12 protein-coding genes are annotated in these 13,996 nt (G+C 72.0%); 3 read left to right on the top strand and 9 right to left on the bottom strand.

The window, feature by feature from the left end:
* Positions 1 to 58 precede the first annotated feature (58 nt).
* The 7 genes from ACFZBU_RS06990 to ACFZBU_RS07020 form a co-directional block, all read right to left on the bottom strand.
* A complete protein-coding gene (locus ACFZBU_RS06990; protein ID WP_391582462.1) occupies positions 59 to 1,570 on the bottom strand; it encodes a cobyric acid synthase in 1,512 nt (503 codons plus the stop codon).
* Entirely contained in the window at positions 1,567 to 2,541 is a 975-nt protein-coding gene (locus tag ACFZBU_RS06995; protein WP_391582463.1) for a cobalamin biosynthesis protein, read from the bottom strand. The genes ACFZBU_RS06990 and ACFZBU_RS06995 overlap by 4 nt, the downstream gene beginning before the upstream one ends.
* Before the next feature lie 201 nt (positions 2,542 to 2,742).
* Complete coding sequence (locus ACFZBU_RS07000; protein ID WP_391582464.1) at positions 2,743 to 2,922, bottom strand: DUF1272 domain-containing protein; 180 nt, start codon at positions 2,920 to 2,922, stop codon at positions 2,743 to 2,745.
* Positions 2,923 to 2,977: 55 nt separating this feature from the next.
* Positions 2,978 to 3,748 (bottom strand): sulfite exporter TauE/SafE family protein, encoded by a 771-nt coding sequence (locus ACFZBU_RS07005; RefSeq protein ID WP_391582465.1) that lies wholly within the window; start codon positions 3,746 to 3,748, stop codon positions 2,978 to 2,980.
* A 115-nt stretch (positions 3,749 to 3,863) separates the two neighbouring features.
* Positions 3,864 to 4,994, bottom strand: a complete 1,131-nt coding sequence (locus ACFZBU_RS07010) for an SPFH domain-containing protein (RefSeq protein ID WP_391582466.1) — start codon at positions 4,992 to 4,994, stop codon at positions 3,864 to 3,866.
* Between the two features lie 117 nt (positions 4,995 to 5,111).
* Positions 5,112 to 5,519, bottom strand: coding sequence for an NfeD family protein (locus ACFZBU_RS07015; RefSeq protein ID WP_391583055.1), 408 nt, complete (start codon positions 5,517 to 5,519; stop codon positions 5,112 to 5,114).
* Between the two features lie 92 nt (positions 5,520 to 5,611).
* Entirely contained in the window at positions 5,612 to 6,424 is an 813-nt protein-coding gene (locus ACFZBU_RS07020; protein ID WP_391582467.1) for an ABC transporter ATP-binding protein, read from the bottom strand.
* A 171-nt stretch (positions 6,425 to 6,595) separates the two neighbouring features.
* Here ACFZBU_RS07020 and ACFZBU_RS07025 point away from each other — a divergent pair, with 171 nt between their 5' ends.
* Positions 6,596 to 7,372, top strand: a complete 777-nt coding sequence (locus ACFZBU_RS07025; RefSeq protein ID WP_391582468.1) for a hypothetical protein — start codon at positions 6,596 to 6,598, stop codon at positions 7,370 to 7,372.
* Positions 7,373 to 7,425: 53 nt separating this feature from the next.
* Here ACFZBU_RS07025 and ACFZBU_RS07030 read toward each other — a convergent pair whose 3' ends face one another.
* The gene (locus tag ACFZBU_RS07030) at positions 7,426 to 9,954 is read right to left on the bottom strand and encodes an FHA domain-containing protein (RefSeq protein WP_391582469.1); all 2,529 of its coding nucleotides are present in this window, start codon (positions 9,952 to 9,954) and stop codon (positions 7,426 to 7,428) included.
* A gap of 286 nt (positions 9,955 to 10,240) precedes the next feature.
* Here ACFZBU_RS07030 and ACFZBU_RS07035 point away from each other — a divergent pair, with 286 nt between their 5' ends.
* Together ACFZBU_RS07035 and serB are read left to right on the top strand one after the other, a co-directional pair.
* The gene (locus ACFZBU_RS07035) at positions 10,241 to 11,854 is read left to right on the top strand and encodes a streptophobe family protein (RefSeq protein WP_391582470.1); all 1,614 of its coding nucleotides are present in this window, start codon (positions 10,241 to 10,243) and stop codon (positions 11,852 to 11,854) included.
* Between the two features lie 86 nt (positions 11,855 to 11,940).
* Positions 11,941 to 13,194 (top strand): phosphoserine phosphatase SerB, encoded by a 1,254-nt coding sequence (serB, locus tag ACFZBU_RS07040; RefSeq protein WP_391582471.1) that lies wholly within the window; start codon positions 11,941 to 11,943, stop codon positions 13,192 to 13,194.
* 113 nt (positions 13,195 to 13,307) lie between these two features.
* Here serB and ACFZBU_RS07045 read toward each other — a convergent pair whose 3' ends face one another.
* Positions 13,308 to 13,823, bottom strand: a complete 516-nt coding sequence (locus tag ACFZBU_RS07045) for a SixA phosphatase family protein (protein ID WP_391582472.1) — start codon at positions 13,821 to 13,823, stop codon at positions 13,308 to 13,310.
* Positions 13,824 to 13,996 lie beyond the last annotated feature (173 nt).

The following is a 13,996-nucleotide window of genomic DNA, read 5'->3' on the forward strand; positions in this document are numbered from 1 at the left end:
CATCATCGGCGATCGGGCGGCGGCTCGTCCGGGGTATTTCCCCAGGACTTGGCGAGGCCTACGCCCCCGGTGGCACGAAGGGCAGGCCGGGAGGCGCGCCCGCGGTGATCAGCCGGTCCACCGCCGCGTTGTCCAGGTGGTCGGCGATCAGATCGCCCAGGGCGTCCAGCCGGTTCTGCCGGGCCGCCTCGAAGGAGGTGTCGGGCGAGGCGAGGAACCGCCGGCCGGCCAGTTCGGCGGTCCGGGTCAGGAACGCCCGGCGAAAGCCGTCGTTCTCCAGGGCGCCGTGCCACAGCGTGCCGGTCACCGCGCCGACCCGACAACCGTCCAGCGCGGTGCCGTCGGCGGCGGTGAACAGCGGCTCGCCCGCCTCGACGTCGACGATGCCGTGATGGATCTCGTACCCGGTCACCGGCTCGCCGGCGGCGAATCCGCGGGGGCGGGCCAGGGTCTTGCCGGCGGCGAAGCGTATCCGGACCGGGAGCAGGCCCAGGCCCGGCACGGTACCCGCGCGGCTCTCCACGTCGTCGTGGATCTCGTGGCCGAGCATCTGATAGCCGCCGCAGATCCCGAGTACGGGTCGGCCCTCGGCGGCGCGGTGGGCCAGCGCGGTGTCCAGGCCGCGTTCGCGCAGCCACGCCAGGTCGGCGACGGTGGCGCGGGTGCCGGGCAGCACCACCAGGTCGGCGTCGGCGATCTCGCCCGGTGTGCTCACGAAGCGGACCACCACGCCGGGTTCGACCGAAAGCGCGTCGATGTCGGTGAAGTTGCTGATCCGCGGCAGTCGGAGCACCGCGACCCGCAGGACATCAGCACCGAGCGGCGGTTGTGGCGTGCCCCGGTCGGCGTCGAGCGCGAGCGAGTCCTCCACGTCCAGCCACAGGCCGCCCAGGAACGGCAGCACGCCCAGGACCGGACGTCCGGTGAGTTCGCGCATCCGGGTCAGCGCCGGGTCGAGCAGGCGCGCGTCGCCGCGGAACTTGTTGATCACGAAGCCGCAGACCAGCGCCTGGTCCTCGGGGGAGAGCAGCGCGAGGGTGCCGAAGAAGGACGCGAAGATGCCGCCCCGGTCGATGTCGCCGACCACGAGCACCGGCAGGTTCGCGGCCCGGGCCAGGCCCATGTTGGTGATGTCCCGGTCACGCAGGTTGATCTCGGTCGGGCTGCCCGCGCCCTCGCACACCACCACGTCGTAGCGCGCCCGCAGATCGGCCAGCGATTCGAGCACGGCCTCGAACAGACGCGGCTTCAGGTCGCGGTAGTTCAGCGCGCCGACCTCTGCGATCGGCTTGCCCAGCAGCACGACCTGACTGCTCATCAGCCCACCGGGCTTGAGCAGCACCGGGTTCATCACCGCCTCCGGCTCGATCCGCGCGGCGGCGGCCTGCATCGCCTGGGCACGACCGATCTCCGCACCGTCGGCGGTGACCATCGAGTTGAGCGACATGTTCTGCGCCTTGAACGGCGCGACCTTGACGCCCTCCCGAACGAGCCGTCGACACAGCCCGGCGACCACGACACTCTTGCCCGCGTCGGAGGTGGTGCCGGCCACCAGGAGGGCGCCGTTCATCGATGTGCCTTTCGACGGACCGTTCGGGGACGCGACGCGGTGCGCGCGGCGGCGACGGCGACGGCCAGGGCCGCCGCGGCCAGGCCGACGGTCGCGGAGAGCCGGTTCGCGCGGTCGATGTCGGTGGGGCCCGGCGGTGGGCCGTCGCCGAGCGTGGGGCGGTCCTCGGTGCGGCCGGCGTAGACGTTGCGGCCGCCCAGACGTACGTCCAGCGCGCCGGCGGCGGATGCCTCGCAGCGGCCCGCGTTGGGGCTGGGATGGCTGCCGCCGTCCCGACGCAGGACGGCCCACGCACGGGCCGGGTCGCCGCCGACCACCGGGGCGGCGGCGACGGTGAGCAGGCCGGTGAGGCGGGCGGGCAGCCAGTTGGCCGCGTCGTCGAGGCGGGCCGAGGCCCGGCCGAAGTTCTCGTACCGTGCGCTGTGGTGGCCGACCATCGCGTCGAGGGTGTTGATCGCGCGGTAGCCCAGCAGGCCCGGGACGCCCGCGACGGCGCCCCAGAACAGCGGGGCGACCACGGCGTCGGAGGTGTTCTCGGCGACCGATTCGACCACGGCGCGGGCGATGCCCTTGTCGTCCAGACGGGCCGGGTCGCGACCGACCAGGCGAGGCAACGCGGCCCGGGCGGCGGGCAGGTCGCCGGCCACCAGCGGCGCGGCGATCAGCCGGGCCTCGCGGCGCAGGGTGGTGCCGCCGAGGACGGCCCATGTGCATCCGGCGGTGACCACGGCGCCGGCGAGCGGGCGGCCGGCGACCGCGCGGCGCAGCCCGAGGCCGAGGCCGACGGTGCCGGCGACGCACAGCGCCGTGTACGCGACGCCGCGGGCGCGGTCGTCGCGGTACAGGGCCCGTTCCAGCCGACCGGCCACACTCCCGAAGCCGGCCACGGGGTGGCCGCGACGGGGGTCTCCGAAGGCGGCGTCCAGGAGGACACCTGCGGCGAGGCCTACGGCGCGGGACGTGACTGGCATGCCGGGCATCGTTTCACGAGGCCGCGGATCCCCCGCGGGCGGCTCGGGACTTGCTCCCGGCCGGCACGCCGGCCTTGCCCCGGGCCCACGACCCGAGGCCTCGCCGACCGCGGCCCATTGCACCGGCTCGCTCGCCCGGCTCACCCGGCGCTACCCGACCACCCGATCCGCCCGCCTGCCCTGCCCTGCCCGGCCCGGGCGCTACCCGACCGCCGGTTCCGCCCGGCGTGGTCTCGGGACGAGTTCGCCGCCGCAGTCGGGGCACGTGTCGTCCATCGCGGCGCTGCACGGTTCGCAGAAGGTGCACTCGTACGAGCAGATCCGGGCCGGGCCGTCGGCCCCGAGTGCCACGTCGCAGCGTTCGCGCATCCCCAGGGCCATCCGGCCACCTCCCCGGTAGGGCTGTTCGAGGAGGTCAGGCCAGCCGGAGCCGGCGTCACAGCAGCAGTCGAACGACCGCGATCAGGCCCACCACGACGATCACCGCACGCAGTGCCGTGGGCGGCAGCCGGCGGCCGACCTTGGCGCCGATCTGGCCGCCGATCACCGAGCCGATCGCGATCAACAGAACCACCCACCACGCGACGTCGGCGACGAGCATGAACACGATCGCCGCGACGCCGTTGACGATGCCGGCGAGCACGTTCTTCACCGCGTTCATGCGTTGCAGGTTCTCCGCGATGAACACGCCGAACAGCGCGAGCAACAGGACGCCCTGGGCGGCGCCGAAGTAGCCGCCATAGATGCCGGTCCCGAAGACGGCCACCCACAACAACGGGCCGCCGTGCCGCGGCCCCTCGCCGGCCGAGCCGTTCTCGGCCCGCCGGGCCGCGAGCCGCTTGGCCAGGCGCGGTTGCAGCACCACGAGCACCAGCGCGAGCACGATCAGCACCGGCACGATCGCCTTGAAGGCGTCGTCGGGCAGCGTCAGCAGCAGGATCGCGCCGGTCAGACCGCCGAGCAGGGAGGCGAGTCCGAGGCGGATCAACCGGGGCTTTTGGCCCACGAGTTCGCGTCGGTATCCGATCGCCCCGCTGACCGAGCCCGGCACCAGGCCGATCGTGTTCGACACGTTGGCGGTGACCGGCGAGTACCCGAAGGCGAGCAACACGGGGAAGGTGATCAGCGTGCCGGAGCCGACCACGGTGTTGATCCCGCCGGCCGCGATGCCCGCGGCGAAGATCGCCAAAGCTTCCAACCAGCTCATGTCCACCCGCTTCGCCGCAATGATCCTGGCACCCGGGGGGACGTCACTCCCCCGTGGCCGCAACACCAGAGATCATCGCGGCACGCAGGTGATCATCGCAGCCGCGGGCCCCACCTCAGCGCGGCGGGCGGTGGCCCCGCTCGATGTGCGGGGGTTCGACGTCGGCGGCCGACGGACCACCGCGGCGCGGCGGCTCGCTCGGTGCCTGCGCGGGCACGGCCGGCGGCTCGGCGGGCGGGCGCGGTGCCGACGAGGCGCCGTTTCCGGCCGGCGGCTTGCGTACGGGCGCGGCGGGGGTGCCCGAGCCGGGCCAGGCCGGCTCCTCCTCGACCGGCACCTGCGGTACGCGGTGTGCCGGGCCGGAGCCGTTCGAGGACAGGTTGCCGACCGCGTCGCCGATGCCCTCCAGGGCGCGGGTGACCTCGCTGGGCAGGATCCACAGCTTGTTCGAGCTGCCCTCGGCGATCTTCGGCAACATCTGGAGGTATTGGTAGGCGAGCAGCTTGTTGTCCACCTCGCCCGCGTGGATCGCCTCGAAAACGGTCTCGATCGCGCGTGCCTCACCCTCGGCCCGGATCACCGCGGCCTGGCGCTCACCCTCGGCGCGCAGCACGGCGGCTTCCTTGTCACCTTCGGCGGTGAGCACCTGCGAACGCTGGTGCCCCTCGGCGGTCAGGATCGCCGCGCGCTTGTCCCGCTCGGCGCGCATCTGCTTCTCCATCGAGTCCTGGATGGAGGGCGGCGGCTCGATCGCCTTGAGCTCGACCCGGTTGACCCGGATACCCCAGCGCCCGGTCGCCTCGTCGAGCACGCCGCGCAGCCCCGCGTTGATCTCCTCGCGCGAGGTGAGCGTCTGTTCGAGGTCCATGCCACCGATGATGTTGCGCAGCGTGGTGATGGTCAGCTGCTCGATCGCCTGGATGTAGTTGGCGATCTCGTAGGTGGCCGCGCGCGGGTCGGTGACCTGGAAATAGATGACGGTGTCGATCTGGACCACGAGGTTGTCCTCGGTGATCACCGGTTGCGGCGGGAAGGGAACGACCTGTTCACGCAGGTCGATCATCTGCCGGATCCGGTCGATGAACGGCACGAGGATGTTGAGTCCGGCGTGCAGCGTGCGGGTGTAACGCCCGAAACGCTCGACGATGGCGGCACTCGCCTGGGGGATCACCTTGACCGTCTTGACCAGGGCGACGACCACCAGCAGTACGAGTACGACCAGGACGATGACGGCGGTGGCCTTCACGATCTCTCCCGAGGTCCTGCTTGCCTGCGGCTGCCTTTGAAAACCAAGGCTGTATCGAGCCTAGGGGTTCGCGGGCCGACGTGGGACGTCAACACGATCGGCGCAACCGATCGGGCGTCACATCACCACGGCGGTCGCGCCCACGATGTCCGCTACGTCCACCCGGGTGCCGGGTTCGAACACGGCGGTGGCGTCCAGACTGCGGGCCGACCAGACCTCGCCGGCCAGCTTGATCCGGCCGCCGTTCTCGTCGACGCGCTCCAGGACCACGGCACTGGTGCCCTTGAGCGCCTCGATGCCGGTGCGCGATCCGGGCGTGTTGTTGTGCCGGACCACGACGGGTCGTACGAACACGAGCAGCGCGATCGACACGACCGCGAACACGATGCTCTGGATCAGGAAGTTGCCGCCGGCTCCGCCGGCCACGGCGGCCGCGGCGGCCCCGATCGCGAACATGCCCATCTCCACGAAGGAGGTGAGCACGCCGAAGATGCCGAATGCCCCGACCGCGATGAGCCACCACATCCATGCGTCCACGGGTTCATCGTAGATCGTGGACGCCGTGGGCAGGAGGGGGTTCTCGGACGAATGATCAGCCCGGGAACGGCCCGCGAAGGTCAGCCCTGCGCGTCCGGCGCCTCCGGCATCGGCAGCCCGCGGGCGGACCAACGCCCGTACTGCTGCTCGACGATCAGCGGCAGACCGAAGCAGTGCGAGAGGTTGCGCGAGTTGAGCGTGTCGGCGATCGGACCGGCCGCGAGCACCCGTCCCTGACGGATCATCAGGATGTGCGTGAAGCCGGGCGGGATCTCCTCGACGTGGTGGCTGACCAGGATCATCGACGGCGCGTACGGGTCGGCGGCCAGCGTGCCGAGCCGGCGGACCAGATCCTCGCGCCCGCCCAGGTCGAGCCCGGCGGCCGGCTCGTCGAGCAGCAGCAGCTCGGGGTCGGTCATCAGCGCGCGGGCGATCTGTACCCGCTTGCGCTCGCCCTCGGAGAGCGTGCCGAACCGGCGCTCGATGTATTCGGCCATGCCCAGCTGGTCGAGCAGTCGGCGGGCGCGCTGCTCGTCCTCGGCGTCGTAGCGCTCGTGCCACTTGGCGGTCATCCCGTAGGCCGAGGTCAGCACGATGTCCAGGACGCGCTCGCGGCGGGGCAACTTGTCGGTGAGCGCGGCCGAGGCCATCCCGACGCGCGGGCGCAGCTCGAACACGTCGACCGTGCCGAGCTTCTCGCCCAGCACGGCGACCGTGCCGGTGGTGGGGAACAGATAGGTGGACGCCAGTTGCAGCAGTGTCGTCTTGCCGGCGCCGTTGGGGCCGACGACGATCCAGCGTTCGCCTTCCGCGACCGACCAGGTGACCTGGTCCACCAGAGGGCGACCGTCGCGCACCACCGATACGTCAACCAGTTCGAGAACGTCGCTCATCGCCTGCCAGCTCCCCATCGTGCGCTACGCCGCCGGACGGCATCCCGTTGTGTGGGATCACCGCCTCGCTCCGTGGTCCGCGTTGTTGCACCCGGTCCGGGAGAAACCTATGACACCGAGCGACCTCAGGTCGTGTCCGGGAGCGTTGTGACGCCCCTTACGCTTGTCCGCATGCTTGCCGAACCTCGCTCCGGACTTCTCGTCGCATGGGGCAATGCCCTGCTGACCGGGCACGTTCCGCCGGACGACGCGGTGTCCGAGATCGTCGGAACGGACGAACCGCATCGGGTGACGGGCGTGCCGGGCGAAGCTGTGCCGGTCGGCCTGTCGCTGGCCCTGGGCCGGTTGCGGGCGCTGGGCGTGACCGGTCTGCGACTGGCCCTGCCGGTGTCCGGCGATCCGCTGGCGCTGCCCGGTCCGCCCGCCTTCAACGACCTGGCGCTGGACGCGGGCGAGGCGGCGATCACGGTCGGCGCGCCGGGCATCGCCTACGGCCTGGTGCCCGAGGTGACCCACCACGGCTCGATCGGCGACGCGACCGTACGGGTGGCCTGGCGCATGGTCGAGGTGACCGACCGGCCCGCCCCGGGACCGTTCCTGGCCGAGGCGGAGCGCGAACTGGCCGAGGCGATGCGCGACGCGGTCCAGGACCTGACCCGGCTGGACGTGGCGGGCAGCGGTCCGGCGGCGCAGCGTGCCCTCGCCGCGCTGTACCGCAAGGACTCGGACACCCGGGTGGCGCCCGGCCATCCGGGTCGGGCCGGCCGGGTGCTCGACCAGGCGCGCCGGATCCACGCGGTGCTGAGCGTGGCCGGCCGCGAGGACGGCGCCGCGGTCAGCGCCGCCGAGATGGCCGCCCGGCTCGGCGCGCTCGCCCCGCTGGAGCGGGCCTGCCGCCGGGCGATGGTGGCGGCCTACGGCGCGGCCTTGGAGCCGGACCGGGCCTGAGCCGAGCACGAACAAGAGCAGGACCACGAGCAGGAGCAGGAGCGGGAGCAACGCTAGCTGCCGCGCTTGCGCTTGGTCTTGGGGTCCAGGCGCCGGAGCATGAGCAGCGCGATCAGGCCGTAGACCGCGATCTGGCCGGCCAGGATGCCGATGTTGCGGTACCAGACCTTCGGGTCGTGCTTCCACAGCGGATCCGGCGACTCGCCGGGTTTGCGCGGCAGTTGGGTGGCCAGATCTATCGTGCTGCCGGCCGCGGCGAAGGCCCAGCGGGCCGGGGCCAGCCAGGAGATCTGCTCGATGCCGGCCTTGCCGTTGAGCGGGAACAGGCCGCCGCACAGCACCACTTGCACGATCGCGATCACCACGAGCAGCGGCATCGCCAACTCCGCGCTGCCGATCGACGCGGAGACCACCAGGCCCACCGCCATCGCCGCTATCGCGGACAGCACCACCGCGATGCCGATCTCGATGATCGGGGGGCTGATCACCACGCCCTTGGCGGGCAACTTCTGCCCGACCAGTGCGACCGCGGTCAGCACCACGCCCTGGATCGCGGAGATCAACCCGAGCACGATTATCTTCGAGCCGAGGTAGGCGGACACCGAGAGCCCGGCGCTGCGCTCGCGCCGATAGATGGCGCGCTCCTTGATCAGTTCGTTGACCGCCGTCGCGGTGCCCATCAGTCCGCTGATCACGAACAGCACGAGCAGCTTGGTGGTCGCCTCCTGGTTCGAGCCCGGCGGCGCCCCTTCCGGGCTGACCAGCTTCCCGGGGATCACCCGGCACAACATGCCCAGGAACAACGGCGCTATCGCCAGCAGCGCCAGGTACTTGCGGTCCGAGGAGATCACCGCGAGGTAGCGCCGGGAGAGCGTGGTCAGTTGGGAGAACCAGCCCTGCGGCTTGGGCGGCTTGGCCTGCGGTCGCTCGCCCTGTTCGGCGTGCGCGCGGTCGCGACCGACCTCTATGTACCGGCCGTACAGCTCCGAGCGGCGGAACGGACCCTCGTAGTCGCGGTCCGGCTCGTCGTCGAACATCTTGAAGACCTCGGGCCAGTCGCCCTTGCCGAAGAACGGCAGTGCCTCGTCCGGCGGTCCGAAGAAGGCGATCCGACCGCCCGGGGCGAGCACGAGCACCCGGTCGCAGACGTTCAGGCTGCGGGTGCTGTGGGTGACCACGATCACCGTGCGGCCGTCGTCGGCGAGTTCGCGCAGCTTTTCCATCACCGAGCGTTCCAGGCCCTCGTCCAGGCCGGACGTCGGCTCGTCCAGGAACAGCACGGACGGCTTGGTGAGCAGCTCGACGGCCACGCTCACCCGCTTGCGCTGGCCGCCGGAGAGACTGCTGACCTTGGTGTCGGCGTACGGCGACGTCGCGCCGCGCGGCATCTTGTCCAGGCTCAGCTCGCCGATCACCTCCTCGACCCGTCGCTCCCGTTCGGCCGCCTCGGTGTCCTCGGGGAAGCGCAACTGCGCCGCGTAGCGCAGCGCGGTACGGGCGGTGAGCTGGGCGTGCAGGATGTCGTCCTGCGGCACCAGGCCGATCCGCTGGCGCAGTTCGGCGTTGTTCGCGTACAGGTCGCGGCCGTCGTAGAGGATCTTGCCGCTGGCGGCGCGGCGGCTGCCGGTGAGCGCGCCCAGCAGGGTGGACTTGCCCGCGCCCGAACCGCCGACGATGGCCAGCAGGTTGCGTTCGGCGAGCGGGAAGGAGACGTTGTCGAGCAGGACCCGTTTGCCGGCCGTGACGGTGAGGTTCTGCACCTCCAGCGACACCTCGCCGGTGTCGATGAACTCGCGCAACTCCTGGCCGTCGAGCCGGAAGGTGGCGTGCCCGATGCCGACCAGGTCGGCTTCGCCGAGCAGCGCGCGCTCGATCGGCTGCCCGTTGAGGAAGGTGCCGTTGTGGCTGCCCAGGTCGACGATCTCGCGCCGGCCGCCCGGTGTGGTGCGCAACTCCGCGTGGTGCCGGGAGACCATCAGGTCGGTGAGCACCAGGTCGTTGTCCAGTGCGCGGCCGATCCGCAGGGTGCGCACCGGCAGCGGGATGACCATGCTCGGCGCCCGGTCCACGCTGGGGCGCGGATCCGCATGCGGCCCGGCTCCGATGTGTGCGCGGCCCAACGGGCGGGCCCGGTCCGGCACTTGCCGAGGCGGCTCGGGCACGTAGGGCGGCTCGGGGGTGTACGGCGGCTCGCCCGAGGGTGGTGGTTCGGCGCGGCGCGGCGGCTCGGGAATCTGCACGTGGTCGTGGTGTGCCACGCGCGGCGGCACCACCTCGGTGACGTTCGCCTCCGGCGCGAGCCGCAGCGGGTCGCCGTCGTCCGGGTCGCCGAGCAACACCTCGCAGCCTCGGCCCACGACCACGCGGTGCACCCGATTGCCGCGCATCCACGAGCCGTTGACGCTGTTGGTGTCGACGAACTCCCAGCCGTCGGAGCCCACCCGCAGGACCGCGTGTTGGCGCGACACACGGCGGTCGTCGAGCACGATCGCACAGGACGGGTCGCGACCGACGATGTGTTCGCGCCCGGGATCCAGGATCACGGGCGCTCCGGCGCTGGTGCCGACGGTCAGGTGCGGCACTGCCGGTCCCTCTGGCGTATAGCTGTCCCCCACCCTTCGAGAGTGTAGGGACGCACGGGCCTCGCGGGCAGCCTTTCCGGTGCGGAAGCGTACGGAACCACTCCGAAGGGCGATTACAACATCAACTTCTCCGTTCGCGTGCTCCTTCGTCCAGCCGGTTGTCCGGCCGTCGTGCCGCTCGCCGGGGGGCAGTCCGGCCGAATCCGTTGACGCGCGGGTCGGGGCGCTCGATAGTCGAGTTTGTCCCGCTCATCCGGCAGCCGGGTCGCACGTGACAGGAGCGGTCGTGTCCTGGAACCAGCAGCACAACGCACCACAGCACGCTCCGCCTCCGGACCGGCCACCGGCCGGCCCCGCATCCTGGGGCGGCGTGACACCGTGGCTGCACGCGCTCGGCGCGGTGCTCGCCGCGTTCGCGGCGATGGCCGTCGCGGCGTGGGCGGCGCTGTGGCTGCTGGGCGCGGACGACCTCGGATCGGGCACGATGCCCGCGCTGATCGCGGCGGTGATCGCGCTGGCCGTGGGTGGCACGGTCGATCTCGAGGGGGCCGAACAAACCGGCCGGGGCGACGACATCCTCAGCCAACTCACCGGCGACGTCTCGCTCGCGCAGGGCAGCGGCAAGGTCGACATCATGCTGCTGGGCATCGGCCTGATCGGCGCGCTCGTGCTGGGCTGGTTGTTCCTGCGCCCGCTGCGCCACCGACTGGTGATCGGCGCGCTGGATCTGATCGTGCACGGCGTGCGAGTCCTGGTGTTCACCATGGCCGCGCTCGGCGTGGTGGTGTCGACGGGCAAACACGCGCTGCCGATCGATCAATTCGTCTCCCGGGTCGGCGACGCCCGGGCGCAGGACCTGATCGGCATCTTCGACCTCGGCGCGGCGGCCAGGTTCGAGACCGATGTGAGCGGCACGCTCGTCTTCGGCGCGTTGTGGCTGCTGATCACCCTGGTGGCCACCGTCGCGGTGTCCGCGCGCGGGCCGCTCCCGGTCAAGTGGCTGCGGCACCGCGCGGTGCTGCGGGCCCCGGTCGCCGGTCTGCTCGCGGTACTGATCACCGCGGTGGTCACCGGGATCGTGGGCACCCCGTTCGTGGCCGCCGCCGCGCCCGCGCCGAAGCGGATGATCGGCGGCATGTTGTTCGCGCTGCCCAACGCGGTCTGGCTGTTGGCCTCGCTCGGCCTGGGCATCCCGTGGAAGACCACGACCAGCGCGCCCACCGAGGTCGGCGGCTTCTCCTTCGGTCTGCCCGGCCCGCTGGGCAAGCTGGTCAAGGCCTCCTCCGGGGACGGCCTGCCGATCCGGATCGACCGGCTGGCCGAGCTGGACTCGCGGGCCTGGTTCGTACCGCTGTTCTCCGCGCTGCTCCTGTTGCTCGGCGCGACCGTGATGGCGATGCGCGCGCCCGCGTCGGTGCGCCCCCATCAGCACGCGTGGCGGTTCGCGGTCACCCTCGCGGGCGGGCTGCTGGTGGTCGCCTACCTGATGCAGCTCCAGCTCAAGGTCGCGGTGAGCGTCCTGGGCGGGGTGGTGTCCCCGGGCGCGTCGGTGTCGCTGCACGCGGACTATCTGTGGACCGTGCTGCTCGGCCTGCTGTGGGGCGCGTGCGCCGGCTTCATCGGCGGCGCGGTCGCGGACTGGGTGCGCTACCGCCAGGCAGGCACCACAGCCCCGGCGGCCTCGGGGCCGCCGCGACCCACCCGCGCCGCGCCGCCGCAGGGGTACCCGCAGAGCGCGCCGTATCCGCAGGACCGACCGGCGCACCCCGGGGCGCCGAGCGGGCCCGGGGCACCCGCGCCGCCGGGTCAGCCGTATTCGAACAGGCCCACCCCGGCCTACCGCCCGCCGCCCCCGCCCGATCCGCAGGCGCCGACCCGGGACGGCCCCTGGCCTGGGTAGATCGCGCCCGCGCGCGGATCGGCCCGGTGTTCGTACCGTGGACCGGTGAGGCGCGCGCCCTCGAACGGCCGGTACCGTGAAGCATCATGAATGCGCCGCGCACTCTTCTCGTCAAGATCTTCGGCAAGGACCGGCCGGGGGTGACGTCGAGCCTCTTCGAGATCCTGGCCGGCCACTCCGTCGAGGTCGTCGACGTCGAGCAGACCGTCACCCGGGGCCGGCTCACGCTGTGCGTCCTGATCACCACGCCGACCGACGAGGGCCGACTGCGGGCCGGGGTGCACCGCTGGGCGGACGGTGAGCGGCTGGAGGCGGAGATCCTCTCCGGCGTCGGCGACAACCGCCCGCGCGGCGAGGGCCGCTCGCACGTGACCGTCCTGGGCCACCCGCTGGAGGCGGCCGCGTTCGCCGGGATAGCGCACCGGATCGCGGCCACCGGCGCCAACATCGACCGGATCTTCCGCCTCGCCAAATACCCGGTGACCGCGATCGAGCTCCAGGTCTCCGGCGTCGAGACGGACAAGCTGCGCCTGGAGTTGGCCACCGAGGCCGCCGAGCGCCGGGTGGACGTCGCGGTCCAGCCCTCCGGCCTGCGGCGCCGGGCCAAGCGGCTGATCGTGATGGACGTGGACTCGACCCTGATCCAGGGCGAGGTGATCGAGCTGCTGGCCGAGCACGCCGGCTGCCTGGACGAGGTGGCCGAGGTGACCGCCGCCGCGATGCGCGGCGAATTGGACTTCGCCGAATCGCTGCGGGCCCGCGTGGCGCTGCTCGCCGGGCTGGACGAGGACGCCATAGGCAAGGTCCGCGAGCAGGTCGTGCTCACCCGCGGCGCGCGCACCCTGGTCCGCACGCTCAAGCGGCTCGGCTACAAGGTGGGCATCGTCTCGGGCGGATTCACCCAGGTCACCGACGCGCTCGTGGAGCAGCTCGGGCTCGACTACAGCGCGGCCAACACCCTCGAGGTGGTGGACGGCAAACTCACCGGGCGGGTGGTCGGCGAGATCGTCGACCGGGCGGGCAAGGCCCGGCTGCTGCGCCGCTTCGCGGCCGAGGCGGGCGTGCCGTTGACCGCCACGGTCGCCATCGGCGACGGCGCGAACGACCTGGACATGCTCAACGCGGCGGGTCTGGGCGTGGCCTTCAACGCCAAGCCGGTGGTCCGCGAGGCCGCCGACACCGCGGTCAACGTGCCGTTCCTGGACACCGTGCTGTTCCTGCTCGGCGTCACCCGCGACGAGATCGAGGCGGCGGACGCCGCGGATGTGCCGTACGGCCGACCGGATGCGTCGGCCGGGCCCACATCGGGGCAGGAGTCCCCGAACGCCGGACGGGCTTGAACGTCCTGTCCTGACCCGCCGGACGGGCCGAAGGGCCGGTCCTCAAGCGCCGACCGGGCCGTCGATCGCCCGGATCGGCGCTTGAGCCGTGCTCTGTCTTCGCCCGCGATCGATCAGGACTCCGGCGTGCTGAAGCGGGTCAGGTGGGCCGAGCGTTCGCGCAGGTCGGCCCAGGCGGTGTGCAGGCTCAGCACGGCGACCGCCGAGGTCGGATACTTCTCCCGCAGGCGCACGAGCGTGTCGTCCTCGCCGCTGCCCGCCAACGCGTTGACCAGCGTGGCAACGCCCGGGTTGTGCCCGATCAGCAGCAGCGTGTCGACCTCGTCGGGGGTTTCCTGGACGAGGTACAACAGGGCCTGCGGGCTCGCCTCGTACACCCGCTCGTCGTAGATGGTGTGCGGCTTGTGGTCGTAGACCTTGCCCACGAGACGCCAGGTCTCCCGGGTGCGTACAGCCGGCGAGCACACCACCAGATCGGGGGTGATGCCCTGGTCGAGCAGCCGGTGCCCGGTCTCGGCGGCGTCCTTGCGGCCGCGTTCGGCGAGGGGTCGCTCGTGGTCCGGCCCGTCGGGCCACTCGGCCTTCGCGTGCCTCATCACCACAAGATTGCGCTGTCGGTGGGATGCCATGGGTTCAGCCTCTCAGACATCGGCCGTTGTGCACTGCGGGTCGGCACCGCAGGACTCGATGGACGGGAACCGGGCGTGCCGACCGGACCGGACACGCACGACGGGTCGGGACCGAGTATCCGGTCCCGACCCGCGCTTTCCTCGGATCTACAGGGTTGTCGTGGTCACGGTCG

The organism is Embleya sp. NPDC008237 (assembly GCF_042956465.1).
In the GTDB taxonomy this organism is placed as follows: domain Bacteria; phylum Actinomycetota; class Actinomycetes; order Streptomycetales; family Streptomycetaceae; genus Embleya.

What these genes read in the sequence shown, in the direction of transcription:
- serB (WP_391582471.1), top strand. Translation starts at nt 11,941, where the DNA reads ATGAATGCGCCGCGCACTCTTCTCGTCAAGATCTTCGGCAAGGACCGG.
- ACFZBU_RS07045 (WP_391582472.1), bottom strand. Translation starts at nt 13,823, where the DNA reads ATGGCATCCCACCGACAGCGCAATCTTGTGGTGATGAGGCACGCGAAG.
- ACFZBU_RS07020 (WP_391582467.1), bottom strand. Translation starts at nt 6,424, where the DNA reads ATGAGCGACGTTCTCGAACTGGTTGACGTATCGGTGGTGCGCGACGGT.
- ACFZBU_RS07005 (WP_391582465.1), bottom strand. Translation starts at nt 3,748, where the DNA reads ATGAGCTGGTTGGAAGCTTTGGCGATCTTCGCCGCGGGCATCGCGGCC.
- ACFZBU_RS07000 (WP_391582464.1), bottom strand. Translation starts at nt 2,922, where the DNA reads ATGGCCCTGGGGATGCGCGAACGCTGCGACGTGGCACTCGGGGCCGAC.
- ACFZBU_RS06990 (WP_391582462.1), bottom strand. Translation starts at nt 1,570, where the DNA reads ATGAACGGCGCCCTCCTGGTGGCCGGCACCACCTCCGACGCGGGCAAG.
- ACFZBU_RS06995 (WP_391582463.1), bottom strand. Translation starts at nt 2,541, where the DNA reads ATGCCAGTCACGTCCCGCGCCGTAGGCCTCGCCGCAGGTGTCCTCCTG.
- ACFZBU_RS07015 (WP_391583055.1), bottom strand. Translation starts at nt 5,519, where the DNA reads ATGTGGTGGCTCATCGCGGTCGGGGCATTCGGCATCTTCGGCGTGCTC.
- ACFZBU_RS07025 (WP_391582468.1), top strand. Translation starts at nt 6,596, where the DNA reads ATGCTTGCCGAACCTCGCTCCGGACTTCTCGTCGCATGGGGCAATGCC.